26 protein-coding genes and 2 pseudogenes are annotated in these 26,167 nt (G+C 63.9%); 12 read left to right on the top strand and 16 right to left on the bottom strand.

The annotated features are described in order from the left end of the window. Nucleotides 1-128: 128 nt before the first annotated feature. Genes ACQ86E_RS04900 through ACQ86E_RS04880 form a run of 5 tightly spaced genes read right to left on the bottom strand, consistent with a single transcriptional unit; the run spans nt 129 to nt 4,546 of the window. On the bottom strand, nt 129-743 hold the full coding sequence (locus ACQ86E_RS04900; RefSeq protein ID WP_431204447.1) for a hypothetical protein: 615 nt from the start codon (nt 741-743) through the stop codon (nt 129-131). Beyond that, on the bottom strand, nt 740-1,588 hold the full coding sequence (locus tag ACQ86E_RS04895; protein WP_431204446.1) for an ABC transporter permease: 849 nt from the start codon (nt 1,586-1,588) through the stop codon (nt 740-742). The genes ACQ86E_RS04900 and ACQ86E_RS04895 overlap by 4 nt, the downstream gene beginning before the upstream one ends. Further along, entirely contained in the window at nt 1,585-2,391 is an 807-nt protein-coding gene (locus tag ACQ86E_RS04890; RefSeq protein WP_431204445.1) for an ABC transporter ATP-binding protein, read from the bottom strand. The genes ACQ86E_RS04895 and ACQ86E_RS04890 overlap by 4 nt, the downstream gene beginning before the upstream one ends. Beyond that, nucleotides 2,388-3,380, bottom strand: a complete 993-nt coding sequence (locus ACQ86E_RS04885) for a YVTN family beta-propeller repeat protein (RefSeq protein ID WP_431204444.1) — start codon at nt 3,378-3,380, stop codon at nt 2,388-2,390. Before ACQ86E_RS04885 ends, ACQ86E_RS04890 begins: the two co-directional genes overlap by 4 nt. Next, nucleotides 3,365-4,546, bottom strand: a complete 1,182-nt coding sequence (locus tag ACQ86E_RS04880) for an ABC transporter substrate-binding protein (RefSeq protein ID WP_431204443.1) — start codon at nt 4,544-4,546, stop codon at nt 3,365-3,367. The genes ACQ86E_RS04885 and ACQ86E_RS04880 overlap by 16 nt, the downstream gene beginning before the upstream one ends. A gap of 57 nt (nt 4,547-4,603) precedes the next feature. Between ACQ86E_RS04880 and ACQ86E_RS04875 the strand changes: the two genes are divergently transcribed. After that, nucleotides 4,604-5,173 (top strand): DUF3280 domain-containing protein, encoded by a 570-nt coding sequence (locus ACQ86E_RS04875; RefSeq protein WP_431204442.1) that lies wholly within the window; start codon nt 4,604-4,606, stop codon nt 5,171-5,173. Between the two features lie 53 nt (nt 5,174-5,226). On the opposite strand, the gene fghA is transcribed toward ACQ86E_RS04875, so the two are convergent. Both fghA and ACQ86E_RS04865 read right to left on the bottom strand, forming a co-directional pair. Then, complete coding sequence (gene fghA / locus ACQ86E_RS04870; RefSeq protein WP_431204441.1) at nt 5,227-6,072, bottom strand: S-formylglutathione hydrolase; 846 nt, start codon at nt 6,070-6,072, stop codon at nt 5,227-5,229. A gap of 78 nt (nt 6,073-6,150) precedes the next feature. After that, entirely contained in the window at nt 6,151-6,771 is a 621-nt protein-coding gene (locus tag ACQ86E_RS04865; protein WP_015684653.1) for a response regulator transcription factor, read from the bottom strand. A gap of 194 nt (nt 6,772-6,965) precedes the next feature. Here ACQ86E_RS04865 and ACQ86E_RS04860 point away from each other — a divergent pair. After that, nucleotides 6,966-8,317: pseudogene (locus ACQ86E_RS04860) on the top strand (histidine kinase). Nucleotides 8,318-8,356: 39 nt separating this feature from the next. Here the strand turns inward: ACQ86E_RS04860 and ACQ86E_RS04855 are convergent. Both ACQ86E_RS04855 and ACQ86E_RS04850 read right to left on the bottom strand, forming a co-directional pair. Then, nucleotides 8,357-8,995 carry a response regulator transcription factor gene (locus ACQ86E_RS04855; protein ID WP_431204440.1) on the bottom strand — a complete coding sequence of 213 codons (639 nt, stop codon included), beginning with the start codon at nt 8,993-8,995 and terminating at the stop codon, nt 8,357-8,359. Nucleotides 8,996-9,092: 97 nt separating this feature from the next. Continuing rightward, nucleotides 9,093-11,267, bottom strand: a complete 2,175-nt coding sequence (locus ACQ86E_RS04850; RefSeq protein WP_431204439.1) for a PQQ-dependent dehydrogenase, methanol/ethanol family — start codon at nt 11,265-11,267, stop codon at nt 9,093-9,095. 347 nt (nt 11,268-11,614) lie between these two features. On the opposite strand from ACQ86E_RS04850, the gene ACQ86E_RS04845 reads away from it, so the two are divergent. The 3 genes from ACQ86E_RS04845 to ACQ86E_RS04835 all read left to right on the top strand — a co-directional run bounded on the left by ACQ86E_RS04845 (nt 11,615) and on the right by ACQ86E_RS04835 (nt 14,716). Then, on the top strand, nt 11,615-14,053 hold the full coding sequence (locus ACQ86E_RS04845) for a TonB-dependent receptor (protein ID WP_431204438.1): 2,439 nt from the start codon (nt 11,615-11,617) through the stop codon (nt 14,051-14,053). Between the two features lie 133 nt (nt 14,054-14,186). Next, nucleotides 14,187-14,486, top strand: a complete 300-nt coding sequence (locus ACQ86E_RS04840; protein WP_431204437.1) for a hypothetical protein — start codon at nt 14,187-14,189, stop codon at nt 14,484-14,486. Further along, nucleotides 14,483-14,716 (top strand): hypothetical protein, encoded by a 234-nt coding sequence (locus tag ACQ86E_RS04835; protein WP_015684657.1) that lies wholly within the window; start codon nt 14,483-14,485, stop codon nt 14,714-14,716. The genes ACQ86E_RS04840 and ACQ86E_RS04835 overlap by 4 nt, the downstream gene beginning before the upstream one ends. Before the next feature lie 72 nt (nt 14,717-14,788). Here ACQ86E_RS04835 and ACQ86E_RS04830 read toward each other — a convergent pair whose 3' ends face one another. From ACQ86E_RS04830 to ACQ86E_RS04820, 3 genes are read right to left on the bottom strand one after another with little or no spacing between them, the layout of a single operon-like run. Next, entirely contained in the window at nt 14,789-15,286 is a 498-nt protein-coding gene (locus tag ACQ86E_RS04830) for a DUF6790 family protein (protein WP_431204436.1), read from the bottom strand. A gap of 23 nt (nt 15,287-15,309) precedes the next feature. Then, on the bottom strand, nt 15,310-15,711 hold the full coding sequence (locus tag ACQ86E_RS04825; protein WP_431204435.1) for a DUF1398 domain-containing protein: 402 nt from the start codon (nt 15,709-15,711) through the stop codon (nt 15,310-15,312). Between the two features lie 9 nt (nt 15,712-15,720). Beyond that, nucleotides 15,721-16,176, bottom strand: a complete 456-nt coding sequence (locus ACQ86E_RS04820) for a MarR family winged helix-turn-helix transcriptional regulator (protein WP_431204434.1) — start codon at nt 16,174-16,176, stop codon at nt 15,721-15,723. A gap of 255 nt (nt 16,177-16,431) precedes the next feature. Here ACQ86E_RS04820 and ACQ86E_RS04815 point away from each other — a divergent pair, with 255 nt between their 5' ends. The 5 genes and pseudogenes from ACQ86E_RS04815 (at nt 16,432) to ACQ86E_RS04795 (ending at nt 20,781) form a co-directional block, all read left to right on the top strand. Beyond that, entirely contained in the window at nt 16,432-16,599 is a 168-nt protein-coding gene (locus tag ACQ86E_RS04815; protein WP_431204433.1) for a hypothetical protein, read from the top strand. 68 nt (nt 16,600-16,667) lie between these two features. Continuing rightward, nucleotides 16,668-17,075, top strand: a complete 408-nt coding sequence (locus tag ACQ86E_RS04810) for a hypothetical protein (RefSeq protein WP_431204432.1) — start codon at nt 16,668-16,670, stop codon at nt 17,073-17,075. Between the two features lie 156 nt (nt 17,076-17,231). Beyond that, complete coding sequence (locus ACQ86E_RS04805) at nt 17,232-18,689, top strand: GH1 family beta-glucosidase (protein WP_431204431.1); 1,458 nt, start codon at nt 17,232-17,234, stop codon at nt 18,687-18,689. A gap of 275 nt (nt 18,690-18,964) precedes the next feature. Then, nucleotides 18,965-20,198: pseudogene (locus ACQ86E_RS04800) on the top strand (acetyl-CoA C-acetyltransferase). Between the two features lie 280 nt (nt 20,199-20,478). After that, a complete protein-coding gene (locus ACQ86E_RS04795; protein WP_431204430.1) occupies nt 20,479-20,781 on the top strand; it encodes an HU family DNA-binding protein in 303 nt (100 codons plus the stop codon). A 72-nt stretch (nt 20,782-20,853) separates the two neighbouring features. Here the strand turns inward: ACQ86E_RS04795 and ACQ86E_RS04790 are convergent, their stop codons facing one another. From ACQ86E_RS04790 to ACQ86E_RS04775, 4 genes are all read right to left on the bottom strand, one after another. After that, on the bottom strand, nt 20,854-21,009 hold the full coding sequence (locus ACQ86E_RS04790) for a hypothetical protein (RefSeq protein WP_167527488.1): 156 nt from the start codon (nt 21,007-21,009) through the stop codon (nt 20,854-20,856). Between the two features lie 5 nt (nt 21,010-21,014). Beyond that, the gene (gene lon / locus ACQ86E_RS04785; protein WP_431204429.1) at nt 21,015-23,417 is read right to left on the bottom strand and encodes an endopeptidase La; all 2,403 of its coding nucleotides are present in this window, start codon (nt 23,415-23,417) and stop codon (nt 21,015-21,017) included. Between the two features lie 8 nt (nt 23,418-23,425). Next, nucleotides 23,426-23,809: an Hsp20/alpha crystallin family protein gene (locus ACQ86E_RS04780; protein WP_431204428.1), complete on the bottom strand. Its 384-nt coding sequence runs from the start codon at nt 23,807-23,809 to the stop codon at nt 23,426-23,428. Between the two features lie 188 nt (nt 23,810-23,997). Next, the gene (locus tag ACQ86E_RS04775; RefSeq protein ID WP_431204427.1) at nt 23,998-24,567 is read right to left on the bottom strand and encodes a ferritin-like domain-containing protein; all 570 of its coding nucleotides are present in this window, start codon (nt 24,565-24,567) and stop codon (nt 23,998-24,000) included. A gap of 142 nt (nt 24,568-24,709) precedes the next feature. On the opposite strand from ACQ86E_RS04775, the gene ACQ86E_RS04770 reads away from it, so the two are divergent. Together ACQ86E_RS04770 and ACQ86E_RS04765 are read left to right on the top strand one after the other, a co-directional pair. Then, nucleotides 24,710-25,336 (top strand): MarC family protein, encoded by a 627-nt coding sequence (locus tag ACQ86E_RS04770; protein ID WP_431204426.1) that lies wholly within the window; start codon nt 24,710-24,712, stop codon nt 25,334-25,336. 170 nt (nt 25,337-25,506) lie between these two features. Continuing rightward, nucleotides 25,507-26,160 (top strand): class II aldolase/adducin family protein, encoded by a 654-nt coding sequence (locus ACQ86E_RS04765; RefSeq protein WP_431204425.1) that lies wholly within the window; start codon nt 25,507-25,509, stop codon nt 26,158-26,160. The last annotated feature ends 7 nt before the right edge of the window (nt 26,161-26,167 follow it).

The raw sequence follows: 26,167 nt of genomic DNA, 5'->3' as shown, positions 1-26,167 counted from the left end.
CCTCCCGGCATTCGAGATCAACATGGATAAGAGATCCGGGCGCGAATTGGTTCCCGCAAGCGCGCTGAAAGGGTTAACGATTGCGTTGATAACACCGGACTTCTAAAAAGCTGTCAGCATGGCTGACGCTATTCCAGTTCCTGTTGGATGACGCGCCCGAGCGCGAACAGGCGCTGGTCGATCGCGGTCGGAACCTCGCAGACGAACCGCACCACCTTGCTGCGGTCCTCGAAGATGCGGGTCTTCCAGATCAACTCGTTGCTGAGCGCCTCGACCTTGGCGTCGTCGCGCGGCGTTGCGCCCTGGAGGGTCTGCAGCTGGATCGCTTCCTCGCGGATCTTGTCGGCGGCTTCACGCTGCTTGCTGCTGACGCGTTCGAGCCCGTTCATGACCTGGGAGCGCTGGGCGTTGAGCGTGTCGAACAGGCCGGCGAACAGCAGTCTTGCGTTCGCGGTCTTGTCGGCGGCGGAACCTGTCAGAAATTCCTTCACCGACCTCTCGGCTTCGTCCATCGGCGTCTTGCGCGCCGACAGCTTTGCGACCAGCGCGGTGACCCTGGTATCGTCCTTCCATTTGGTCTCGGCATCGTCGAGCGGAGGACCGGCCCAGACGGCGGCGAGCGAGATCTCCGGGACCTTGGCTTGCGTACAAGGCCAGTTTGGATAGCGCGGATCGGCCGCGCGCGCGGGCGTGCCCGCAACTGCGAGTGCCAGTGCGGCCAGGGCCAAGATCCGAACCGTCATCCTTCGCCTCCCGCAGGGCCCCGTCGCGCCAGCCCTCGCGAAGGATCATAGGCATAGATCGCGCCGATCATGAAGACGATTGTGCAGCCAGCCACGACCGCCAGCGAGATCCAGTTGATTTGTCCGTAAAATGCAAAGCGTATCAGCTCGACCGCATGGGTGAACGGATTGGCCTCGCAGAGATAATAGAGATAGGGGCTGCCCTCCTGCACTCGCCAGAGGGGGTAGAGAGCCGAGGAGGCGAAGAACATCGGGAAGATCACGAAGTTCATTACGCCGGCGAAGCTCTCGAGCTGCTTGATGCCCGAGGAGATCAACATGCCGAGCGAGCCCAGCATCAGCCCGGAGAGGATCAACGCCGGCAACACGGTCAGATAACCGAAAGCGGGAGGGGTGATGTCCCAGAGCCAGGCGATCAGCAGGAAGGCATAGACCTGGAGCAATGAGACCGCAGTGCCCGCGAGCAGCTTGCAGAACAGCAGGAAGCCGCGCGGCAACGGGCTCACCAGCAACGTGCGCATGTTGCCCATCTCGCGGTCGTAGACCATCGAGAGCGAGGACTGCATGCCGTTGAAGAGCTGGATCATCGCCATCAGCCCCGGCGCGATATAGACCTCGTAGAGGATATAGGTCTCGTAAGGCGGGATGATGGAGATGCCAAGCACCTGGCGAAAGCCCGCGGCGAAGATGAACAGCCACACCAGCGGCCGCACCAGCGCGGAGACGAAGCGCTCGCGCTGATGCAGGAATCGCAGCCCCTCGCGCCAGACGATGCCGGTGAGGCAGGTCATGTACTCCTGGAACGAGAAGCCGCGCGGCGCATCGCGTGTGGTGATGCTGCTCATGCGCCACCTCCCGGCATCACTTGCGCGCCGGTCAGGCGCATGAAGGCGCTGTTGACGTCCTGCGCGCCGGCCTCCGCGATGACCCGGCTCATCGGCCCCCGCGCCAGCACCTTACCCTGATGGAGCACCACGAGGTCGTCTCCCGTTATGATCTCGTCGAACAGGTGCGTGGCCCAGAGCACGCCGATGCCTTGCTCGGTGACGAGCTGGCGGACATGACTGATGATGTCGGCGCGGGCCTTGACGTCGAGGCCGACGGTCGGCTCGTCCAGCAGCAGCAATCGCGGCCGGTGCAGCAGCGCGCGGGCGATCTCCAGCCGCCGCATCTGGCCGCCGGAGAGATCGCGGACCTTGCTGGCGGCGCGATCGGCAAGCCCGATGCGGCTGAGCAACTCGGCGCTGCGCATGGCCGCCTCGCGGCGGCTGATGCCGTGCAGCGCGGCGTGGTAGAGCAGGTTCTGCGTCAGCGACAGATCGAGATCGAGCGTGCGCGGCTGGAATACGACCCCGAGCAGGCGCAGCGCCTCACCCGGGCTCTTGCTGACGTCGTGACCGAAAATGGAGACACGGCCGGTCTGGATGCCGAACAGCCGCGTGATCAGCGAGAACAGCGTGCTCTTGCCGGCGCCGTTGAGGCCGAGCAGCGCGGTGAAGCTCGCAGGCTGCACGTTCAAGGACACGTCCATCAGCGCCCGGCGCGGGCCGTAGGCATGGCTGACGCCGTCGATCGACAGCGCCGGCATTGCCGCCGGATCCGGCTTTGGCGCCTCGCGTGGTTCGGCGATGGGAGCAGGGCTGGTCATGGCGCGATCGTGATGCCCCAGGGCAGTTCGCCCACCTGAATCGTCTTGATCACCTTTTGCGCGGCGACGTCGATGACCGAGACGTCGTTGGAGACGCCATTGGTGGTGAGCAGATATTTCTCGTCCGGCGTGAACGCCATGTGCCAGACGCGCTGTCCGACCAGCAGGTATTTCGTCACCTTGCGCGTGGCGACATCGACGACGGCGACGCGGTTGGCGGGGCCGAGCGCGACGAAGGCGGTCTTGTCATCCTTGGTCATGCCGATGCCGACCGGCTGGATCGCTTCTTTCCTCAACCCCGGAATCTCGAACGAGACCTTGCCGATCACCTCATGCTTTACCGGGTCGATGATCGAGACAGTGCCGCCGATCTCCGAGGACACCCACACTTCGGAGGCGTCGTGCTTGAACTCGGCAAAGCGCGGCCGTGCGTCGACCAGCACGTTGGCGATGATCTGGCGCGACGAAGTGTCGATGAAATGCGCCATGTTGGTCGTCTCGGACGTGTTGATCAGAATCTTGCCGTCGGGGCTGATGGTCATGCCTTCGGGCTCGACGCCGACCTGGATGTCGCCAAGGCGGGTGCGCTTCTCCAGGTCGATCACGGTCACCGTGTTGTCGTTCTCGTTGGCGACGTAGAGGACCTTTCCGGCAGCATCCTGGGCAAAAAGCTCAGGGTCGGGGCCGGAGGGCAAGCTGTCCACCACGGCCTGGGTCTTCGCGTCGATCACTTGGATGGTGTCGTCGTCGCCGACCGCGACCATCACGAACTTGCCGTCGCGGGTGAAATCGATGCCGCGCGGGCGCTGGCCGACCTTGATCGTTTTCGTCACCGTCCAGCTCTCGGTGTCGATCACCGACACCGTGTTGCTCTTCTCGTTCGAGACGTAGGCGATAAACGCATGCGCGGGCGCTGCCGCCAGCGCTAGTCCGGAGAGAAGCCCAACACGCCACATGCGCAACATCTGCGTCCTCACTTCAGCTTGCATTTGCTCTCCGGGCGATCGTAGCCGAGCGTGTCGAGTTCGGAGACCTGGTGCAGGAAACCTTCCTGCGGCGACACCGACACCACCATGCGGCCATCGACCAGCAGGATCGGCTGGCGCAATTGCAGGTTCCAGTCGCGCAGGGTCAGCTTGGTGCCCTTGAAGGCGGCGACCGAGAAGTCCGGACCCTTGATGAAATCGGTGACCTTCCTGACGTCGCCGGAATTGGTGCGCGAGGTGGCTTCACCGATCATGCGCACCGCCGTCCATGCCTGCATGTCGAGCGCGGTCATCCGCCGCGAATTGAGCTTGATGAAGCGGTTCTGCATCTGGATCGCGCCCCACTGATCCTGCGATGCGTCCCAACTGCGCGGCACGAGGCCGGCCGAGCCCGCGACGGGCCGCGGATCCCAGGTGCGGTAGGGCAGATAGGCGCCGAACACTTCGCTCTCGTCGGCCGCGACCAGCACGTCGTAGGCGGGCGCGCCTTGCGTGAACACCGGCATCTGGCGCTGGATCAGCGTCACGCCGCTGTCCGTGCGCCGCGCGCCGCCCTTGTCCTCGAAGCTCTTCTCCTGCACGATCTTGGCGCCGAACCGCGTTGCGGTGCGCCTCAGCGCATCCGCAAACAGCTTGTCCTCGTCGTGTGAGCCGACCACCAGCAGCCAGCGCGACCACTTCTTCCACACCAGATATTGTCCGAGCGCGTCCGCCAGCATCGCGCGCGTCGGCGCGGTGTGGATGACATTGGCGCGACAATCGGCCTCTCGCAACCGCTCGTCGATCGCGCCTGCGTTGAATAGCAGCGTACCGCGGTCGCGCAGGGCGTCCGCCACCTTCAGCAGCGCATCCGCCGGCAGATCGGCGATGATGAAGCCGTTGCGCGCGGCGAGGTCGGTTGCTGCCTGCACCGCATCCTCGCCCTCCTTGATGCGGCGTTCCTCCAACGTAAAGCGCTGGCCCAGGAACTTTCCGGTGGTGTTGTTGTCCTCGATCGCAAGGCGCGCGCCGGCTACGCCGTCATTATCCGCGGGCTGTTCGACCAATGACAGTGTCGATCTGGCGCCGGCGACACCGAGATAGCCGACGCCGATCTGGACAGGCTCCGCCGCGAGCACGCTCGTCGCGGCAAGACTCCAGCCAATCAGGCCGAGCAACCATCGGATCATGCTTCCTCCGTGCGCTCCCCGGCTTGACCGCCGGTGGAGAATTGTTTCTGCTGAAGCATGACCGATTTGTCAGGGCATGCAACCCCGCATTTCGTCCTCGCGCGTGCCAAGCCGGGAATCACGATCATGCGAGCGCTGATATGTTTCGCAGCTTTGCTGTTGACGGGCTCGGCCGCGCTTGCCGATCCGCCAAAGCTCGCCGTGTTCGATTTCGAACTGATCGACACCAGCCTGCCCGGCGAGTTCTACGGCTCCAAGCCGGAGGAGGCGCGGCTCGTGCTTATCGGCGAGCAATTGCGCAAGGAGCTCGCTGACTCAGGCCGGTTCCAGTTGCTCGATATCGCGCCGGTCAGGGATGCCGCCCGTCACGCGAATCTGCAAGCCTGCGGCGGTTGCGATCTCAAGCTCGCGGGAGAATTGGGCGCGGATCTCGAGATCACCGGTATGGTGCAGAAGGTCTCGAACCTGATCATCAACCTCAACATCTATCTGCGCGACGTAAAGACCGGCACCATGATCGCCGCCGCCAGCGCCGACATGCGCGGCAATACGGATGAATCCTGGTCGCGCACCATGAGCTACCTGATCCGCAACCGGTTGCTGGCTCCGAATTACGGGAAGCCGTGAGGTCTTCGCCTCTCCCGTAAGAACGGGGAGAGGGGAAAGTGAGAGCCGCGCCACTACCCCTTCAATCTCTCCGCATGCCAGTGCAGATGATCGCCCATGAAGGTCGAGATGAAATAATAGCTGTGGTCGTAGCCGGGCTGCCGCCGCAGCGTCAGCGGGATGTTCGCCTTGGCGCAGGCGGCCTCCAGCAGTTCGGGACGCAGTTGCTCCCTCAGGAAATTGTCGGCATCGCCGACATCGACCAGGAAGCTGGAATACTTCGCCCCGTCCTCGATCAGCGCCACCGTGTCATGGTTGCGCCATGCATCCTTGTTCGGCCCGAGATAGCCGGTCAGCGCCTTGATGCCCCACGGCACCTGCGAGGGCGCCACGATCGGCGCGAAGGCGCTGGCGGCACGATAGCGGTGCGGATTGCGAAGCGCGACCGTCAGCGCGCCGTGTCCGCCCATCGAATGTCCCATCACCGATTGCCGCTTGGCATCGACCGGGAAATTCTCGGCGACGAGTTTTGGCAATTCGTCGGTGACGTAGCTCCACATGCGGTAATTGCGTGCGAACGGCTCCTGCGTCGCATCGACATAGAAGCCGGCGCCCAGGCCGAAATCATAGGCGTTGTTGGCATCACCGGGGACGTCGGGCCCGCGCGGCGAGGTGTCGGGCGCGACGAAGATCAGGCCGAGCTCGGCGCAGGCTTTGCGGAATTCGCCCTTTTCGGTGACGTTGGCATGCGTGCAGGTGAGGCCGGAAAGGTACCAGACCACGGGAAGCCTGGCGCCAGCCGCATGCGGGGGCACATAGACCGAGAACACCATGTCGGTTCCGGTCGCCTGGCTGGCATGGCGATAGACGCCCTGCACGCCGCCGTAGGATGTGTTGGTCGAGACAGTCTGGATCGTCATATGCCGAAATGCTCCGTGGCGTCAAACCACATCAAGATTGCAACGCTTGTGTGACCGAATTCGTGGTGGCGCGTCTCGTCAGGCGACGCCGCTGTCGATCGCCAATCGCACCAGCTCGACCGACGTCTTTACGCCGAGCTTCTGTCGCATGATCGAGGAGGTGTTGGCGACGGTCTTGTAGGACGATTGCACCAGCCAGGCGATCTCGGACAGGCTCTTTCCGGCGCTGAGCAGCCGCAAGATCTCCATCTCGCGCGCGTTCAGCTTCGACAGCGGGCTTTGCGCCAGCGTGGGCCCCGCGAAGGCGATGCTGCGGGCGATCGCCGTAGGCAGGTAAGTGCCGCCGCCGCCGACGGCGCGGATCGCCTCGACGAGATCGTCGGGGTCGCCGGTCTTGGAGACGTAGCCCTTGGCGCCGCACTCGATCGCGCGCGCGGCGAACGCCGGATCGTCGTTCATGCTGAACATGATGATGCGGGCCTCGGGCGCGCGCTCCAGGATGCGGCGCGCCAGCTCGAATCCGGAGACGGTCGGCAGGTTGATGTCGATGATGCAGAGGTCGGGGCGCTCGACGATGAAGACGCCTTCGCCGTCCTCCGCGTCGGCGGCCTCCAGGATCTCGATCTCGCCCTCGTCGGCCAGCACGGCTCGGCAGCCGGAGGCGACGATGGGATGATCATCGACGATCAGAATGCGCATAGGCGTTCCCCGTGACAGCTTCGGCCTGTTTGCGCCGCATGAGGCCCCGAACGAGACGGACACGCGTGTCTCATGTCGGGTCATGCAACCCGGCCGGGATTGCTGTACGCTTTCGATTAGATATCGGGCGCTTCGCCTCTGTCAACGTCATCGGACAGGCGTGGGCCAACCTTCGCGAGGGACTGGCGGCACCAATGTGGCAAAATCTATCCTTGCGCGCGCGTATCAACCTGCTGCTGGCGCTTTTGCTGGCCCTGGGGCTCGCCGTCAATATCGGCCGCCAGGTCGCGGAAGCAGGTCCCCGCGTGCAAGCCGAGGACCAGAGCGTGATCCGGCTCGCGCGCGAGTTCATCGAGATGATCGTGGCGGATCTCAACGAAGCCCCCGATCCGGATGCGCGGCTGACCCAGATCGCGCGCGATCTCAGCCGCCTGCGCCATGTCAGCATTTCCTCGAGGATGCCGGCGGGAACCCGCTGACGCCGCCGCGGCCCGATGCCGATGACGACACGCGCGGACCGCCGGCCTGGTTCGTCAGCCTGGTTCACTCCGAGCAGACGGCGGTGAGCGTTCCGGTGGCGATCCACGGCAAGCCGGGCTCGCTGGTCATCACCTCGCATCCCAATGACGAGATCGCCGAGATCTGGGACGGCATCGTGACCCAGCTCGAGGTCGGCTCGGTGATCGCGCTCGCGCTGTTCCTGGTGATGATGAATGTGGTCGGCCGCGCGCTCGCTCCGCTTCAGTCATTGGCGCAGATGATGGCCGAGCTCGAGGACGGGCGCTATCAGGCGCGCGTCGAGCCGGGCGGCGCGCCTGAGCTGGCCGCGATCTGCAGCAAGCTCAACCATCTCGCGGCCACGCTCGGTGAGGCCGTCGAGGACAAGCGGCGTCTCGCCGAGCGCGCGGTGTCGCTCCAGGACGTCGAGCGCAAGGAGATCGCGCGCGAGCTGCATGACGAGTTCGGGCCGTATTTGTTCTCGCTGCGCGCGCACGCCAGCGCGCTGGCGAAGCAGGCGGATGGACGGGCGCCGAGCGCGGACGCCGTGAGAAAGCACGGCAGCGCCATGATGGAGCAGATCAACGCGCTGCAGCAGTTCAATCGCCGCGTGCTGGAGCGGCTGCGGCCGGTGGGGCTCGCCGAACTCGGCCTGCGCCAGGCGCTGGAATCGCTGTTGCGGCTGTGGCGGGAGTCGCATCCTGACGTCGCGATCGAGACCACGATCTCGCCCGCGCTGGGCCCGATCGGCGAAACCGCCGATCTCACCATTTACCGCATCGTGCAGGAGGCCCTCACCAACGTGTTCCGCCACGCCGGCGCGACGGCGGTCAATGTCGTGATCGAACCGGTCGAGCACGCCGGCGGCCGTGGTTGCGCCCGGGTGCGGATCAGCGACAACGGCCGCGGCATGGAGCCGGGACAGAAGCTCGGCTTCGGCCTCGTCGGCATGCGCGAGCGCATCCTGGCGCTCGGCGGTACGCTCGACGTCGTCTCAGGCGATGGCGGGCTGACCGTCGAGGCGCTGGTTCCAACGGTGGCGGCCTGACGGATCGGAAGCTTCTGCAAGAGGGCAGGTTGCTCAATATCAATTGGTCGTATCGTCTCCGCCGGCCAGCGCGCGGGCGCGACGGAGCAGATCGCTCGTACGACGGATGCCGAGCTTGATTCGTGCTTGCTTGATGAGCCGGGCGACGGCGCGAGGCGTGATGTCCAGCTCTTCCGCAATGGCGGAATAGGATGTTCCTTCGCCAAGCAGGCTGAGCGCCTGCTTTTCACGTCGTGTCAGCGTGGCGATTGCACCGGTGTCGACGCGATCGGGCAGGGGCACGCCGCGCAGATTGATCCGCTCGTCGACATAACGGTGGCCGAGCCGGACCTGCCGCACCGCCCTTGGAAGCTCGTCAGGCGAGGAGTCCTTGAGCAGATATCCGATGGCTCCGGCCTTGATTGCGGAGGCGACGATGTTGGCGTCGGCATGCATGCTGAAGACCAGAATACGTGCGAGCGGCGCATCCGAGGAGATGCGGTGCAGCAGGTCGACGCCACCCAATGCCTCTCCGGGAAAGGTGAGGTCGAGGATGACGACGCCGGGCCGGTGCTCGAGAAATGCCTCGTAGCCGCTCGGCACGTCACGCGCTGCGACGACGTCCTCGACATCTCCCAGCACGATGCGACAGGCTTCCGCGATGATGGGGTGGTCGTCGACGACGAGGATCGAGCTCAATGGAACCTCTGGAAGCTGCCACTTGCAATGATTGGGGCTGTCTTGAAACGCCGGATGAGGCGGCTGCGGCAGTTTCTGCCGCAGCCGCGCTCGTCCTTCATTTCTTCGGACGTATCGCGTCGGCCGTCCCCTGGATGAAGGCCTGTATCTTCACGACATCGGCTTCCGTCAGCTTGCCGGTGAAATCCGGCATGCCCTTGTCGCGGAACGGACCCTTGAAGACGATGTCCTTGAGATTGGCGATCTCCTCTGCCGGCACATAACCGAGATTGCGGACGTTGCCGCCCTTGTCGACGCCGGGCACACCATGGCAGGTGGCGCAGGCCGCGACATAGAGCGCAGTTCCCTCGGGCACGTCCTTCGGGTCGTACTTCACGCCCTGAAGCAGACCTTCGGTCTGGTACTTCACGAACTCCGGCAACGGCGCCTTGCCGTTGAGTGCAAACGTGTAGACCGTTCCCGGATTTTGCCGCTCGGTCGCCCGCTGCGCGATGCCATAGACGCCGCCCCAGCCGACGGCGATCGAGACATATTGCACGCCGTCGAGCATGTAAGTCGACGCCGCCGCCACGACGCCGGTCCCGGTCGGAGTCTCCCACAGCGTCTTTCCGATCGTGGCATCATAGGCAACGAAGCGCCCGTCGGCCGTGCCCTGGAACACGAGGTTTCCGGCCGTGGTCAACGTGCCGCCGTTCCAGGGCGAGGGGTGTTCGACGCGCCAGGCCTCCTTTTGCTTGACGGGGTCCCAAGCCAGCAGGCGCCCGAACGGGAGGCTTTTGGGCGGCTCCCCATTGAGAACGAAGCCGACATTCCAGCCGGTCGTGCCGCCGAACTTGCCGGGCGTCGCGGCATTTTGCTTGAAGCTCTTCTCCGGAATGAGGTTCAGCGGAACGTTCTGCGCCGGCAGATAGACCAGCCCGGTTTGCGGGTTGAACGACATCGGATGCCAGTTGTGAGCGCCATAGGGGCCCGGGATCGAATCATAGGGAGCATCACCGCGTGCGGCCGGCACTTCGATCGGACGGCCGTTGGCGTCGTAGCCGGTCGCCCAGTTCACATCGACGAAATTCTTTGCCGAGATGAACTTGCCGTTGGTTCGGTCGATCACGAAGAAGAAGCCGTTCTTGGGCGCATGCAGGATGACTTTGCGTGGTGCGCCGTCGATGGTGAGGTCGGCGAGGATCATCGGCTGGGTCGAGGTGTAGTCCCAGTGATCGCCGGGCGTTTCCTGGTAGTGCCAGACGTATTTTCCGGTATCGACGTTCAGCGCCACGAGCGAGGCGAGGTAAAGATTGTCGCCGCCGGCCGGGCTGCGCACGTTCCGGTTCCAGGGTGAGCCGTTGCCGGTGCCGATATAGACGAGGTTGAGGTCGGGATCGAAGGTGATCGTATCCCACGGCGTGCCGCCGCCGCCATTGATCCAGTATTTGCCGGCGGGGTCCCATGTCTTGGCCGCCTTTTCCATCGACTCGTCCTCGAACGGCTTCGACGGATCGCCGGGCACGGTGAACCAGCGCCAGAGCTGGTTGCCGTTCTCGGCATCGTAGGCCGTGACGTAACCGCGCGCGCCATATTCCGCGCCGCCCTGTCCGATCACCACCTTGCCGTTGAAGACGCGCGGCGCGCCGGTAATGGTGTAGGAATGCTCATGGTCGATCAGCGTGTCTTTCTCCCAGACCTTCTTGCCGGTTGCCGCATCGAGTGCGATCAGCCGTCCGTCATAGGCGGCGACGAACACCTTGCCCTTGTAGAGCGCGACGCCGCGATTGACGACGTCGCAGCAGCCCTTGTAGCCGATTTCGCGATTGACCTGCGGATCGAACGTCCAGATCCGCTTGCCGGTGCTTGCGTTGATGGCGTGCACGACGCTCCATGAAGCGCTCTGGTACATGATCCCGTCGACGACGACGGGGGTAGCCTCCACGCCGCGCGAAGATTCCAGATTATAGGTCCAGACCAGGCCGAGGCTTTTGACGTTGTCGTTCGTGATCTGGTTGAGCTTCGAAAAGCGGGTCTCCGCGTAGTCGAGGCCGATCGTCGGCCAGTTGTTGGAGGTTGCGGTGTTGGCCTTGATGTAGTTGCTGTCGACCCGGGAGGTGGCGGCCTTGATGCTTTCCGACGTCGGGCTTTTTCCTGCGTCCTGGGCAGGGGCCGTTGTGATCGAGGCGGCGACGCCGAGGCCGACGACAAGGCTGGTCCAGGATCTTTGCCACCTCGGAAAAAGCCTCGACGGCCGAATGAAAAAGCGAGCCCATTGTGGATGAGCCATCATGTCCTCCCGCATTTTTGCTTGCCGTAAAAGCACCCCGCCACAAGGGCGGGGTGAGTCTACGGATGAATGACTCGCGGCTTCGCCGCGAAGTCGGGCAAGGATTGCACAGAGGTCCTTCGCGAAGTTCGGCCAAAAATCTCGCGGCGGCCGGGAATAGTTCCCGGTGCGGCACACTGAGCTCGTTCTCGCGCCGCTTGGCGGATCGGGAATAATTCCCGATATGACCGGGAATTCTTGCGCCGGACGGGCCGGACCTTTTACGGCTGGTGCTTTTCGACCGTTGACCTGTATCGTTCACTCAACCGGCGGGGAAACAAGATAGCCGGAAGCGACGGGTGGAGACGGGAATGGGCGTTCGTGGTCTCATCATATTTTCAATTTCAACGGGAATAGTCGTCGCGACTGACGCGGTCGCCGCGCAGGACGAGCAGACCAACGTCCAGAATCTGCCGGCGATCGAGATTACCGCACCGCCGCCGGCCGCGAGACGCACTGCGCCGTCGCGACCGGTCGCTCGCATTGGAGCGCCGGCGTCTGCCGCTCCGAAAACACGCATGTATGTCTATCCGACCTCGCCGGGCACCGGCCGCGGCCTGGAAGTCGACAAGGTCCCGTCGGCGATCAACGCCGTCGATGCCAACCAGATCAGGCGCACCGGCTCGCTGAACGTCACGGACGCACTGCGCGACAACATCGCGGGCATCAACATCAGCGAGGTCACCGGCAATCCGTTCCAGCCGGATGTCGAATTCCGCGGCTTCGTCGCCTCGCCGGTGACGGGCACGCCGCAAGGGCTTGCGGTGTACCAGAACGGCGTCCGCATCAACGAAGCCTTCTCGGACGCCGTCAACTGGGACCTCATCCCCACCGCCGCGATCCGGTCGGTGACGCTGGTGACCAACAATCCCGCCTTCGGCCTCAATGCGCTCGGCGGCGCCATCAACCTGCAGATGAAGGACGGCTTCACCTATCAGGGCGCCGAGCTGGATCTCATGGGTGGCTCGTTCGGCCGTATCCAGGGCTCGGCGCAATGGGGCAAGCAGGTCGACAAGAACTATGGTGTCTACGCCGCGCTCGAAGGCCTGCGTGACAACGGCTTCCGCAATTTTTCCCAATCGACCGTGCGGCGCTTCTACGGCGATGTCGGCTACAAGGCCGGCGACAGCGAATTCCACGCCAACATGGGCGTTGCCAAGAACGATTTCGGCGCCAGCGCCACCGTTCCCGCCGAGCTGCTCGATAAATATTGGGGGGCGACCTACACGACACCGCAGACCACATCCAACCGCGTCGGCTATCTCAACCTGACCGGCAAGGTCGATGCGACGCCGACCTGGACGCTCGAAGGCACTGCCCATGTGCGCAGGTACGAGCAGAAGATCGTCGATGGCAATCCGACCGACGCGCAGGAGTGCGGTGCTGATCCGGGGCTGCTGTGTTTCGGGGACGACACCACGCCCGCCAATGGCGTCAACGGCCTTCAGCTTGCCAATCCCTATGCTCCGGGAACGATCCTCGGCGAGATTGACCGGGGGTCTATCCGTTCGACGACCTTCGGCGTGTCGGGGCAGGCCACCAACACCGATCAATTGTTCGGGCACGACAACCGCTTCGTGATGGGCACGACCTACGACGCCAGCGTCACGCGCTACAATGCCACCGCCGAGATTGGTTCGATGGGCGAGAACTACGTCGTCAGCGGCAGCGGCGTTTTCCTGGGTCCAACCGGCACACCGGACCCCATCGCCGGGCCCGTCTCGCTGCGCACCGTCAATCAATACAACGGCCTCTACGCGATGGACACGTTCAACGTCACGGACGCGTTCGCGCTCACGGGCGGCGGCCGGTTCAATGTCGCGCGCATCACCCTGGAGGATCAGCTCGGTGCCGATCTCAACGGCGACCACACCTTCACCCGCTTCAATCCGGTGATCGGCGGCACCTACAAGATCACGCCGGAGCTCACCGCCTATGCCGGCTATTCCGAGGCCAACCGGGTGCCGACGCCGCTCGAGCTCGGCTGCTCCGATCCGGCCCGTCCCTGTCTCATCGCGGCGTTTCTCGTCTCTGACCCGCCGCTGAAGCAGGTTGTCTCCAAGACCGTCGAGGCCGGCTTTCGCGGCACAAAAGAGCTGAACATCGGCTCGCTCGGATGGAAGATCGGCGGCTTCCGCGCCACGAACTACGACGACATCGTCGCCATCCCCGTTCCCGATCGCACCGGCTTCGGCTATTTCTCCAATGTCGGCCGGACCCGGCGGCAGGGGCTTGAGGCCGAGGTCAACATCAAGTCGCCGACGCTGCAATTCCAGGCGAGCTACGCCTTCGTCGACGCGCGCTTCCTCGACGCATTGACCATCGGTTCGAACAGCCCGTTCGCCGACGGCGACGGCAACATCCAGGTCCTGCCCGGCAATCAGCTCCCCGCGATCCCGCGTCACCGGATCAAGCTCGGCATCGACTATGCCGTCACCGATGTCTGGAAGGTCGGCGGCAACGCCCTCTACGTGTCCAGCCAGTACTTCGTCGGCGACGAATCCAACCAGTATGCGAAGCTGCCGGGCTATGCCGTGTTCAATCTGCACACCTCGTATCAGGTGGCGAAGAACGTCCAGCTTTACGGCCGCGTCGACAACGTCTTCGACAAGCGCTACGCGACCTACGGCACCTTCTTCGATCGCGAAGCCTTGCCCAACTTCACCACCGGCGCCGACTTCAACGACCCGCGCTCGCTCAGCCCGGCCAGGCCGAGGGCATTTTATGCGGGGATGCGGGTGACGTTCTGAACCCGGCGGCGAAGCTGACGTATGCTTCGCCGGGCCGTGATGCGGTGTTGGCACGCTCCCGTTCTACCTTAAGCCGATTGACTAAATGTTCATGATTTGTTCTTATGCTGGGCGTCCAGCCAGGGAGCCAGCTATGGACAACCGCATCAATGAAATCCGTAAGATCATCAGGGCGTTACGTGTCAGCATGCGTGAGGCCGAAGCCATCATGCATGAACAGATCAATCGGGACGAGGACTGCACGTTCGTGGCCGGGGAGGTCATGAAGATGCGCACCGTGATGAGCGGGCTCGTCCGGGAGCGGGCCGCCCTCGGCGATACCGACCCGATCGTCGTCGCCAGCCTGTTCATTCCCCGCCGGCGGCCGACGCCGCCGCGCGTCCATGTCGAGAAGCGCCGTCTCGTGCCGCCGCGAGAGGTGGCACGGGCATGAAGGGAGAGATGCCGACCTACTTCTCCGACATGAAGGAGCCGCCGGAATTCCTGAAGGCTCTCGATCATGCGCGGCGCTTGTCCTGTTACGAGGGCTGGTGCCGGATGCACATCGAGGCCATCCAGGTCGCGATCGACCAATACGCGGAAGCGGCGCTCGGCAATCGCGAATTCTTCCTCAACAAGCCCCACAGCATCGGCGGGAGCCGCAGGACCGGCGACGTGCCGTGACACCGGAGACCGTGTCGGTGATGATTTGCGAATGTCGGAGCTGGAAAGGGGTCCAGTGCATTGGCAAGATAATCAAAGATTCCGCACATTCTCTCGGCGGCTTGCGACGAACAGGAGAGCGATGGCTGACAGCGGACCAATGATATCCATATAAAACGGAACGCCGGCGTTTCCCGGCGCGAAATTTCCGGCCACGACCATCTCTCTCATGTGTCCAATTGCATCACCCAACAAGAAGACGGACGCAGCGCAGACCGACGCGGCTTTGAAGCTCAGGTCGCGCCAAAATGCGATGCAGGCCGTAACACCGATGGCGAAGTCGGCCATGCCAACCTCGAATTGGAACGGGCTCACTTGCCAGCCAATGAGTGCGGCAGCCGTTTTGGGAAGGAAGATATGGAAAGCCCCGGCCCAAAGTCCTGTGACGCCAATGGGAAGCAGCAAGATCCATGATAGAAAGCGCTCGACGGCCGGGCCGTCCCTTCGTGTTGCAGCCGCTATCAGAAGCGCGAGCAAGAACAGCACGGCAGGAAGGTTTTGCAACAAGAAGCTGATGGTCGATGCGATCATTGGTTAAGTCCGCGCTGCAACGATTATTGAGGAAAATGTTCAACATGCGTTTCAGCCGTGCGGCCGAAATAAAGTGCACGCCGACCGCTGAATGACACGATGTAACCCGCACATCCGGCAGACATCACTTTTTTGCAGAAACCTTCGTAGGTGTAACCAGGCACAAGCAGCTGCGCCTCCTTAATGGCCGCCTTGACTGCGTCAGCGTCAAAGGCTCCCGCAATGGCGACCGCATGGCGGTGCGTGGTCAGTTCGACGCTGTCACCGTCCGGTCTGTAGTAGATCGCTCTCGAAGTACGATAATCAACTGTGTAGCTCTCGAAGCCGCCATCGATCAACTCTTCGACGATTTGTGGAAATGTCATCGAGCCGTCCTGCGCGCCGCGCAAACAACGCTCTGCGATCTGTTTTGAACCGTCGTCCATTCTGCTCACCTATTCGACCGGTATTGTCACAATGCCGAGCCTGGCGACCGTGTTTTTGAGAATGCGTTCGAGCGCCCGACGATCATGGTCGGGCATCTGCGCAAAGCACTCGGTTTCGTTCTGATCGGCCAGCGCCGCCAATTGGGGGACCAAGCTCATCCCCGTCTTCGTCAATTTCAATCTGTGAGCCCGGCCGTCATCCGCGTTTTGCGCTTTGACGATGAGACCCTTGCTAATGAGCCGATCTGCGAGTTTGGAAACAGCGCCGCGCGTCAGCGCCATGTGATCAGCCAATTGACTGGGTGGCGTTGGTTCTCGGTCGTAGAGGACGCGCATCACCGCCCACTCGGCGACTGTCACATCTCTTGCTGCCAGTTTCCGGGCGAAGGCATAGGACACGTGATTGGAAACGTGGCGCAACCAATAGCCCAAATGCGAAGTGAGTTCGGGAACATCGGGTGGCATCGTGAAATCCAGTTTACTAGGAAACTATATGCCTACGTAGTTTCCTAGTCAACTAGTTTCCGGGATGTGCAGCGCTGTTGGGACCACGTCGTTTTTTTGCCCGTAGCAAAGTCCCACCCGAGCAAACTCCGCCTTTCCAGGCCAGATGTTGACGCCGCGTCGCCCTTAACCGATCGGAAACCATCGCAAATGATCCTAAAATTGTAACGAAACTGCTGGGCTGTCTCCGCGTCAATTCATCGGAGGGCCCGTCCGATGACAGAGCACCAAGTGAGAGAGCAGGAGTTCCAGATCGCGCGTTATCGGCGTCTGGAGCGGGAGGTCACGGATCCGCTGGCGGTGGGTTTGCTTCACATCATCATCGAAGATCTTGAGGCCGGGCTGCGAAGGGGCCGGCCGGATCGGCACGGGCTGCGTGATTAACGCTTTCTTAGCGTCCACTATGCGGATGATCGGCGGGGGAATACGGAAGACAGGGGAGACTGCCCCCAATGCTGAAGGACGGTACCTACGCGGCGTGGTTCAACACGCCATTCGACCAGGGCACCGGGATCGTTCATCTCGCAGACGGCCTGATCTGGGGCCGCGACAGCCTGATGACGTATCACGGCTCCTGCAAGGTCGACGGCGACCGCTTCACCGCCACTGTGTCGACGAAGCGTCACACCGATGGGCGTGCGACGATCTTCGGCGTCCATGACGAATTGACGCTGGACATCGCGGGGACGTGCGCCGGCAAGATCGCGACTTACACGGCGACGGCCGCGCAGGCGCCGGGAATAGTCTTGCAGGGAACGCTCATTCCGACGGAGCAGCCGTCACCGGCACCTGAACGACCCGCGCAGGTCCCGGCGTTCAATCCCGGCAAGCTTCCGAAGCTGCCGAAGCGCTCGCGCTAATCGCGGGCGCCCGGGGGCAATCCGCCAGGTGCCTGCATCCAGATGTCGCGCCCGGGACTGCGCAATTCTGCATCCTCATTCTGCGCCCGCCCGCTTCTCAAACCGCCCGCGACCCGCCATTGTGCCGCCCCAACGAACCTGCTTGGAGCAGTACCAATGTCGGCCGAGGTCTCGCGTCGCCAGTTCGCGAAAATCGCGGGATTGTCCGCAGCCGGAATCGCAAGCCCCCTTGAAGGGGCTGGCGCCAGGCCGGCCGCGGCTCTACGCGGCGGCTTTCCGGCGGGATTTCTCTGGGGCACGGCGACCTCGTCCTATCAGGTCGAGGGTGCGGTCGACGAGGACGGGCGAGGGGCCTCGATCTGGGACAAGTTCGTCCGTATCCCCGGCAAGATCGAAGATGGCTCGACTGGCGACCGCGCCAACGAGCACTATCACCGCTACAAGGAGGATATCGCGCTCATCAAGGATCTCGGTTGCAAGGCCTATCGGTTTTCGGTGGCCTGGCCGCGGGTATTTCCGGACGGCGACGGCAAGCCGAACCCCAAGGGAATCGACTTCTACAATCGCCTCGTCGACGAGCTCCTGAAGAACGGCATCGAGCCGTGGATGACGCTGTATCACTGGGACTTGCCGCAATCGCTGCAGGATCGCTTCGGCGGCTGGCGCTCGACCGAGACCTGCAAGATCTTCGGCCACTATGCGGGCTATGTCGCCAAACATCTGACCGATCGCGTCAAGAACGTGTTCACGCTGAACGAGAGCGGCCGCTTCGTCCAGTTCGGCTATGGCCTCGGCATCGATGCGCCGGGCGTGACCTTGCCGCAAGCGGAGGTCAACCAGATCAGGCACAACAGCGCGCTCGCGCACGGGCTCGCGGTGCAGGCGGTGCGGGCGCACGGCCGCCGCGGCACCAGGGTGGGACCGGCCGAGAACATCGACGTCTGCGTTCCCGCGATCGACACGCCCGAGCACGTCCGCGCCGCCGAGATCGCGCTGCGCGAGATGAATGCCGGCTATCTCAACGTTATCATGACGGGGAAATACACCGACGCCTTCCTGAAATATGCGGGCGCCGATGCGCCGAAATACACCGACGCCGAGCTGAAGATCATCGGATCGCCGGTCGACTTTCTCGGCCTCAACATCTACGCGCCGCAGAACTACGTGGTGCCGTCCGACCAGGGCGCGGGCTTCATGCCGCTGCCGATCCCGAAATCCTTCCCGCACATGAGCTCGGACTGGCTCCGCATTGCGCCGGAGACGATCTACTGGGTGCCGAAGCTGGCGGCAAAGATCTGGAAGACCGATGCGATCTACATCACCGAGAACGGCACCTCCAGCGACGACGTCGTGACGCAAGACGGCAAGATCTACGACACCGACCGCATCATGTATCTGCGCAACTATCTCGCCCAGCTCCAGCGCGCCACTGCGGAAGGCGTGCCGGTGCGCGGCTATTTTCTCTGGAGCCTGATGGACAATTTCGAATGGGTGTTCGGGCTCAGCAAGCGGTTCGGGCTCTATCACGTCAATTTCGACACCCAGGTGCGTACGCCGAAACTCAGCGCCAGCTTCTATCGCAACGTCATCGCGAAGAACGCGGCGGGGGCGTAGCTGCCTTTCCCATCCCGGATTTTCCGCCGCGCGTAAAATCCGTCTCTTCCCGCACACGGGGCGCGGTGACGCAAGATTGCGCGACTGTTTCAGTTTAGCCTGACAAGCCAATCACTTCGCCGGTATCAGCGCGCCGCAGGCGGAAGTGGCGTTTCTACTTTGCATGGGGTTGTTTTTCACCTTTTTGCAGAGAGGGTGTCCGGCGCCGCAGATTGACTCAACCTTTCCCCTGATTCACAACGCCTCCCAACACCGACAACAAGAGGACAACGCCAATGACCGATGCACTCATCATCGATGCCTGCCGCACGCCGCGGGGCGTCGGCAAGGCCGGCAAGGGAGCACTCTCGGGCATTCATCCGCAGCAGCTCGGCGCGACCGTGCTGCGTGCGCTCGCCGATCGCACCGGCATCGACACCGCCGACGTCGACGACATCGTCTGGGGCTGCAGCGCGCAGGTCGCGACGCAAAGCGGCGACCTCGGCCGCATGTCGGCGCTCGATGCCGGCTACGACGTGCGCGCCAGCGCCGTGACGCTCGATCGCTTCTGCGGCTCCGGCATCACCAGCGTCAACATGGCCGCATCCTCGATCATGGCGGGCGCCGAAGACCTCGTCATCGCCGGCGGCTGCGAGATGATGTCGATGGAGGGGCGGCGCGGCGGCGGTCCGATGATGATGGACGGCGGCAATCTGCGTCTGCGCGCACGTCACCCGCAATCACATCAGGGCGTCTGCGCCGATGCGATCGCGACGCTGGAGGGCATCACGCGAAGGGACGTCGACGCGCTCGGTCTCGAAAGCCAGAAGCGCGCAGGCCTCGCGATTGCCGGCGGCCATTTCAAGAAGAGTCTCGTTCCCGTGCATCGCGAGGACGGCAGCCTCGCGCTCGACCATGAAGAATATCCGCGGCCGCAGACCACGATGGAAGGCTTGGGCAGCCTGAAGCCCGCATTTCCTGCGATCGCCGACTATGCGATCGACGACAAGGGTACGACCTATCGCGGCCTGATCCTCCAGCAATATCCTGACCTCGACATCGACTTCATGCACCATGCCGGCAATTCGTCCGGCGTCGTCGACGGTGCCGCTGCGATCCTGCTCGCTTCGCCGGCTTACGCCAGGGCGCATGGCCTTAAACCCCGCGCCCGCGTGGTGGCGATGGCGAACATGGGGGATTCGCCGACCCTGATGCTGAATGCGCCGGTGCCGGCGACGCGCAAGGTGCTGGCAAAGGCGGGCCTCACCGTCGACGACATCGACCTGTTCGAGATCAACGAGGCGTTTGCGGTGGTTGCGGAAAAATATATCCGCGATCTCAAGCTCGATCGCGCCAAGGTCAACGTCAACGGCGGCTCGATCGCGCTCGGCCATCCCATCGGCGCGACCGGCTCGATCCTGATCGGCACCGTGCTCGACGAAGCTCGAGCGCCGTGACCTCAAGCGCGGTCTCGTTACCATGTGCGCCGCGGGAGGCATGGCGCCGGCCATCATCATCGAGCGCATCTAGCCTTATTTTTCAGGGTGAAATGCGACCGGCCTCCCACAAAGAGGTCGGTCGTCGCTTGTCGAAAGCAGCGAATCAGCTTTAGCAAGGCTGCGTGCGGGCCTTTGAAACAAGGCAAAACCCGCTGCCCGAGGCTTCTCCCGCTCAGGAAGTAGCTAAAAAGCAGGGTTTTTTGCCACAGAGGGCCAAAAAGCCCGTAAAACCGCGATAAAACTGTGCAGAAGGCTACAGGCCTTCGCCGGTTTGTCTAATATGCAGCCGTCAACGAATCAGAGGAGACACGATGGCAACCCAAATGTCCAAATCGCAGCTGATCGAAAAGATTGCGACCACCACCGAGCTTTCCAAGCGCGACGTCAAGAACGTCATGGAGACGCTGACCGAGGTCGGTCACAAGGAGCTCAAGAAGAACGGCCTGTTCCTGGTGCCGGGCTTCGCCAAGTTCGTGGTCATCAAGAAGCCTGCGACCAAGGCACGCAAGGGCACCAACCCGTTCACGGGTGAAGAGATGATGTTCAAGGCCAAGCCGGCCCGGAAGATCGTCCGCGCCCGCCCGGTCAAGGCCGCCAAGGACGCTGTGGCCTGATAACGCAAAGGCCCCCTCGCAGGAGGGGGCCTTTTATACGTTCGACAACCGCAAGGGCTGAAGCGGAGGGGTTCAGCCCTTGCGGCGCCTGACCCGGACCGGGACCGGCTGTAGCCGGGGTTCGGGTCCCGCGAGCGCATCGCGCACCCCGTCGATGGCACGATCGAGCAGCTGGCGCAGCCGCTGCGCCTTGCGCGATCTCTTCGCTCTTTCCAGCAGTTTCTTCATCGCATTCACTCCGCCGCTTCGACCTTCGCATCGACTTGCGCCTCGACAGGCTCCAGCGCTGCGGCGATGGCTTCGTCGACGCGCTCCAGCCAGATGAATTCGAGGTTGTCCCGCGCGCTCTGCGGGATGTCGTCATAGTCCCGCTTGTTGCGCGCCGGCAGCATTACCCGCTTCAATCCGGCCGCGGCCGCCGCGACCACCTTCTCCTTGATGCCTCCGACCGGCAGCACCAGGCCGCGCAGCGAGATCTCGCCGGTCATTGCGGTGTCGCTGCGCACCGTGCGATTGGTGAGCAGCGATGTCAGCGCCGTGAACATCGCAACGCCCGCGCTCGGTCCGTCCTTCGGGGTTGCACCCGCGGGGACGTGAACGTGGATGTCGTTCTTCTCGAACAGCTGCGGATCGATGCCGAGCTGCGGCGCCTTGCTCTTCACCAGCGTCAGTGCGGCCTGCACGCTCTCGCGCATGACCTCGCCGAGTTGACCGGTCAGGATCATGCCGCCGCGGCCGGGCACGCGCGAGGCCTCGATGAACAGGATGTCGCCGCCCACCGGCGTCCAGGCAAGGCCGGTGGCCACGCCTGGAATGCTGGTGCGCTGCGCGATCTCGCCTTCGAAGCGCGGCTGGCCGAGCACGGTGGCGATGTCCTGGGCGGTCACCACGACCTTCGCAGCCGAGCCGTCGGCGACCTGCACCGCGGCGTGCCGGAACACCTTGCCGATCTCGCGCTCGAGGTTACGCACGCCGGCCTCGCGGGTGTAACCCTTGACGACCAGCTTCAGCGCCTCCGGCGTGATCTCGGCCTGCTCGGCCGTCAGGCCATTGGCCTCCAGCTGTCGCCGCACCAGATAGCGCTTCGCGATCTCCAGCTTCTCCTCCTGGGTGTAGCCGGCGAGGCTGATCAGCTCCATGCGGTCCAGCAGCGGACCCGGAATCTGGTCCAGCATGTTGGCCGTTGCGATGAACACCACGCGCGACAGGTCGAAGGGCACGGCCAGGTAATTGTCCCGGAACGTCCCGTTCTGCTCGGGGTCGAGCACCTCCAGCATGGCGGCGGAGGGATCGCCCTGCACGCCGCGGCCCATCTTGTCGATCTCGTCCAGCATCATGACGCAGTTGCGTGCGCCCGCCTTCTTGATGCCCTGGATGATGTTGCCGGGCAGTGCGCCGATATAGGTCCGCCGGTGACCCCGGATCTCGGCCTCGTCGTGCACGCCGCCGAGGCTGACGCGCACGAAGGGGCGATCCATCGCACGTGCGATGGACTGTCCCAGCGAGGTCTTGCCGACGCCGGGCGGGCCGACGAAGCACAGGATCGGCGCCTTGCCCTGCGGCGCCAGCTTGCGCACCGCCAGATATTCGATGATCCGGCTCTTGATCTTCTCCAGGCCGAAATGATCGGCATCGAGGATGCGGCGCGCCTCCTTGATGTCGATCGGCTTCTCCGCGGGCAGCGCCCAGGGCAGCTCGATCAGCCAGTCGAGGTAAGTGCGGACCATGCCGGCTTCGCCGGCGGCCTCCGGCATGCGCTCGTAGCGGCGCAGCTCCTTCCTGGCATGCGCGTCCGCCTCGGGCGGCATGTTGGCCTTGGTGATGGCAGCCGTCAGCTCGGCGACCTCGGCCGCCTTGCCGTCGCCTTCGCCCAGCTGACGCTGAATGGTCGCCATCTGCTCGCGCAGGATCGCCTCGCGCTGCCGCTCGTCGAAGCTGGCACGGGTCTTCTGGCCGATCTCGTTGCTGATGCGCAGCACCTCCAGCCGTTCGGCCAGATGCTTCGACACCTTCTCGACGCGCAGGGTGAGGTCGATGGTTTCCAGCACCTCCTGCTTGTCCTGCGGCTTGATGTCCATGAACGACGTCGCCAGATCCGCGAGCGCGCCGGGGGCGGTAGTGCTCTGGAACATCGCGGTCAGCTCGGGCGGCGCCTGCGGCAGCAGCTCGATCGCCTCGATCGCCTGGCGCTGCAGGTTCAGCGCGCGCGCCTCGATCTCGGGCGAGCTCGTGGTGGGCTCCGGAATTTGCTGGAAGCGTGCAGCCAGGAACGGCGTCCCCGGCAGGAAGTCGAGGATGCGTGCGCGCTGCACACCCTGGCAGACGATGTGATGGGTGCCGTCGGGCGCGGTGATGTAGCGCACGATGTTGGCGATGGTCGCGACCCGGTAGAGATCGTCCGCTCCGGGCTCTTCGGTTTCCGGGCTGCGCTGCAGCACGATGCCAACCGGCCGCTGCTCGCGCAGCGCCTGCTGCGCGGCGGCGACCGACTTCGGCCGCGCGATCGCGATCGGAGCGATGGCGCCGGGGAACAGCACCATCTCGCGCACGGGGATGATGATCAGTGCGTCTTCGGGGATCTTCACGTCGGACTCGGTGGAATTGCTCTGTGAATTGTTCATCTGTTCGGTGGCCATGATCGACCTCAGGATTTGGCGAGGCGCAGTGCGACGCAGCCGTCCATCACGAAGCGGCTGATGGCGTAGCGGCCGAGGGGCAATGCTATGCGGCGCTCGAAACGCCCCTGCGGCAGCTCGAGCCGGTGGATGCGGGCATTGCGAAGCTCCGGCGGAAGCGTGCGCTGGCCGGACACCACGAGCACGCCGTCATGGATGACCGTCTCGACATTGTCCGGATTGACGCCGGGTAGCGCCACCAGGATCAAAAGCTCATGCTCGGTCTCGAGCACGTCGATCGGCGGCTCCCAGCAGGCGTCCTGGCGGCCGAACTGCTGGCGCAGCCGATCGGCGCGCGTCAGCTGGTCCAGGGCTTCGGACAGCATCCAGTCGAGGGGATTTTTGGGTTGCATGGCAAAACTCGGGGAAGGCGCTGCGGGTTGGAAAGCGAGGATATGGGGAGGGTTCCCCGAAATTCCAGCATCCGCGCGTTCTGGGCATGCCAGCCTCTCGAACCGGAAGAGGCCCTTGCAGCCAGACGCATCGACGCCGCGGAGATGGTCCGCGGCGTCGAAGGCGACAATTGGGCGAGCCGCGCCGATCAGGCGGCTTCGCGGTATTCCTGTTCCGCTTCGAGGTTGATGACCGAAGTTGCCAGCTCACTCAGCGAGTGATCGGTCGCCTCTTCCTCGTCCAGCGTCGCCTGGAGCAGCTTGGCCGCCTCCGGCATGCCGAGCTCTTCGGCCCAGGTGCGCAGTGTGCCATAGCGGGAGATCTCGTAGTGTTCGACCGCTTGCGCGGCCGCGAGCAGGCCCGCGTCGAGGGCAGGGGCGTTCTTGAAATCCTTCATGATCTCGGCGCCCTCGTCGGTGATGCCGTTGATGGCCTCGCACGGCTTGCCGCGCGCCGGCTTGTCCAGCATCTTGAAGATCTGCTCCAGGCGTTTGACCTGGCCCTGCGTCTCCCGCAGGTGCTTGTTGAAGGCCGCCGCAAGGTCCTTCGAATGGGCGGCCTTGGCCATCTTGGGCAGCGTCTTGATGATCTTGTTCTCGGCGTAATAGATGTCCTTCAGCGTCTCCAGGAACAGGTCGCTCAGCATCTTGGGCGCCTGACGGGGACGGCGCGCCGCGGTCTTTTTCGCGTTCGCACGTTTCTTTGCTTGCTTAGCCATAAATCCTCCTCTTGAGGAGAACGGGAATGCGTTCCCATCCTCAATCCACGCGCGATCAAGACTCTGCGAGGGCAATTGTTCCTCGCGAAGGCCTCCGCGAGCCATTATGGATGGCGCCACGTTTCGCCTGAGACCCATCCGCATGCTCGACTTCGCCCTGTCCGCTTTTGTGACGCTCCTGCTTGTCATTGATCCCGTCGGCCTCGCGCCGGCCTTCCTGGCCGCGACCGGGGGCATGCCGGACGCGGTCAAGCGCACCGTCGCATGGCGTGCCCCGCTGATCGCGGCGTCGATCCTGGTGGTGATCGCGCTGGCTGGAAACTGGCTGCTGCGCCAGCTCGGGATCGGCATCCCCGCCTTTCAGATCGCCGGCGGGCTCCTGCTGTTCGGCGTGTCCTACCAGATGATCTTCGGCGACCGTCCGCATCGGGAGGCGCGCGAGGCCGACAAGGCCACCGCGGAGCATGCCTCCGACGTCGCGGTATTCCCCCTAGCCATCCCCATGATGGCCGGCCCGGGCGCGATCGCGACCACGCTGCTGCTGACGGGCGATGCCGGCTATGGGGCGAGGCTCGCGATCATCATCGCGGTCGTCGTCTCCGTCTGCCTGCTCTGCATGCTCTGCTTCGTCTCGGCTCATCTGATCGCGCGCAGCCTCGGGCGGACCGGCAATGCCGTGCTCTCGCGCGTGCTCGGCATGCTGCTCGCGGCCTATTCGGTGCAGTTCGTGATCAACGGGATCGCGGCCGTTCGGGCAAGCCTGTCCTAGATTTGCGATTGTCCGGTAATCTGTTGATTTGACGACCTATTTCGAGGGCCGGCGAGGCCGTCGGCAAGACGGCCGCCGATCCGGGCCGCTTTCGCTTGCGCTGCCATATTGCTTTGACGTACTCCCCGTCTGGCAATCGCCCATCGCCAGTAAGTCGAGGTGAAACCGGGATGTCGATGACAGCGGACGAGCTCGCAAAGAGACAGGCCATCATCGACGCTTGCCGCCGCATGAATGCGCTCGGCATCAACCAGGGCACCTCTGGCAACATCAGCGTCCGACATGCGGACGGACTTCTGGTCACGCCCACGAGCGTGCCCTATGAGGCCATGACGCCCGACCAGATCGTGTTCATGGCGATGGACGGTGCGCACGCGCCCGGTCAGAAGCCGTCGAGCGAATGGCGCTTCCATCGCGACATCCTGCAGTCGCGCGCCGACGTCGACGCCGTCGTCCATGCCCATCCGACCTATTGCACCATCCTGGCGATCATGGGCATGGAGATCCCGCCCGTGCACTACATGATCGCCGCTGCGGGCGGCGACAGCATCCGTTGCGCGCCCTACGCGACCTTCGGCACGGCGGAACTGTCCGGGCATGCGGTGCGGGCGCTGGAGGGGCGGCTTGCCTGTCTGCTCGACCACCACGGCATGATCGCGATCGGCAGGACGCTCGACAAGGCGATGTGGCTCGCCGTCGAGGTCGAGACGCTGGCGCGGCAATATCATGGTTGTCTCCAGATCGGGACACCGCCGCTGCTTCCCAGCGACGAGATCGAACGGGTCCGCCAGCGCATGGCCGGCTATGGACTGTCGGAAGGGTAGGGCGGGC

It is taken from the genome of Bradyrhizobium betae, assembly GCF_050632175.1.
Classification (GTDB): Bacteria; Pseudomonadota; Alphaproteobacteria; order Rhizobiales; family Xanthobacteraceae; genus Bradyrhizobium; species Bradyrhizobium betae_B.
This window is presented reverse-complemented; position numbering and strand designations above follow the sequence as displayed.

Bases quoted from the DNA above. Each gene is read 5' to 3' on its own strand.
- fghA (WP_431204441.1), bottom strand. From the start codon at position 6,072: ATGACGATCCAGACTGTCTCGACCAACACATCCTACGGCGGCGTGCAG.
- ACQ86E_RS04850 (WP_431204439.1), bottom strand. From the start codon at position 11,267: ATGATGGCTCATCCACAATGGGCTCGCTTTTTCATTCGGCCGTCGAGG.
- ACQ86E_RS04890 (WP_431204445.1), bottom strand. From the start codon at position 2,391: ATGACCAGCCCTGCTCCCATCGCCGAACCACGCGAGGCGCCAAAGCCG.
- ACQ86E_RS04795 (WP_431204430.1), top strand. From the start codon at position 20,479: ATGGCAACCCAAATGTCCAAATCGCAGCTGATCGAAAAGATTGCGACC.
- ACQ86E_RS04880 (WP_431204443.1), bottom strand. From the start codon at position 4,546: ATGATCCGATGGTTGCTCGGCCTGATTGGCTGGAGTCTTGCCGCGACG.
- ACQ86E_RS04875 (WP_431204442.1), top strand. From the start codon at position 4,604: ATGACCGATTTGTCAGGGCATGCAACCCCGCATTTCGTCCTCGCGCGT.
- ACQ86E_RS04865 (WP_015684653.1), bottom strand. From the start codon at position 6,771: ATGCGCATTCTGATCGTCGATGATCATCCCATCGTCGCCTCCGGCTGC.
- ACQ86E_RS04900 (WP_431204447.1), bottom strand. From the start codon at position 743: ATGACGGTTCGGATCTTGGCCCTGGCCGCACTGGCACTCGCAGTTGCG.
- ACQ86E_RS04820 (WP_431204434.1), bottom strand. From the start codon at position 16,176: ATGCCACCCGATGTTCCCGAACTCACTTCGCATTTGGGCTATTGGTTG.
- ACQ86E_RS04805 (WP_431204431.1), top strand. From the start codon at position 17,232: ATGTCGGCCGAGGTCTCGCGTCGCCAGTTCGCGAAAATCGCGGGATTG.
- ACQ86E_RS04790 (WP_167527488.1), bottom strand. From the start codon at position 21,009: ATGAAGAAACTGCTGGAAAGAGCGAAGAGATCGCGCAAGGCGCAGCGG.
- ACQ86E_RS04895 (WP_431204446.1), bottom strand. From the start codon at position 1,588: ATGAGCAGCATCACCACACGCGATGCGCCGCGCGGCTTCTCGTTCCAG.
- ACQ86E_RS04830 (WP_431204436.1), bottom strand. From the start codon at position 15,286: ATGATCGCATCGACCATCAGCTTCTTGTTGCAAAACCTTCCTGCCGTG.
- ACQ86E_RS04770 (WP_431204426.1), top strand. From the start codon at position 24,710: ATGCTCGACTTCGCCCTGTCCGCTTTTGTGACGCTCCTGCTTGTCATT.
- ACQ86E_RS04835 (WP_015684657.1), top strand. From the start codon at position 14,483: ATGAAGGGAGAGATGCCGACCTACTTCTCCGACATGAAGGAGCCGCCG.
- ACQ86E_RS04780 (WP_431204428.1), bottom strand. From the start codon at position 23,809: ATGCAACCCAAAAATCCCCTCGACTGGATGCTGTCCGAAGCCCTGGAC.
- ACQ86E_RS04765 (WP_431204425.1), top strand. From the start codon at position 25,507: ATGTCGATGACAGCGGACGAGCTCGCAAAGAGACAGGCCATCATCGAC.
- ACQ86E_RS04775 (WP_431204427.1), bottom strand. From the start codon at position 24,567: ATGGCTAAGCAAGCAAAGAAACGTGCGAACGCGAAAAAGACCGCGGCG.
- ACQ86E_RS04845 (WP_431204438.1), top strand. From the start codon at position 11,615: ATGGGCGTTCGTGGTCTCATCATATTTTCAATTTCAACGGGAATAGTC.
- ACQ86E_RS04840 (WP_431204437.1), top strand. From the start codon at position 14,187: ATGGACAACCGCATCAATGAAATCCGTAAGATCATCAGGGCGTTACGT.
- ACQ86E_RS04885 (WP_431204444.1), bottom strand. From the start codon at position 3,380: ATGCAAGCTGAAGTGAGGACGCAGATGTTGCGCATGTGGCGTGTTGGG.
- ACQ86E_RS04810 (WP_431204432.1), top strand. From the start codon at position 16,668: ATGCTGAAGGACGGTACCTACGCGGCGTGGTTCAACACGCCATTCGAC.
- lon (WP_431204429.1), bottom strand. From the start codon at position 23,417: ATGGCCACCGAACAGATGAACAATTCACAGAGCAATTCCACCGAGTCC.
- ACQ86E_RS04815 (WP_431204433.1), top strand. From the start codon at position 16,432: ATGACAGAGCACCAAGTGAGAGAGCAGGAGTTCCAGATCGCGCGTTAT.
- ACQ86E_RS04825 (WP_431204435.1), bottom strand. From the start codon at position 15,711: ATGGACGACGGTTCAAAACAGATCGCAGAGCGTTGTTTGCGCGGCGCG.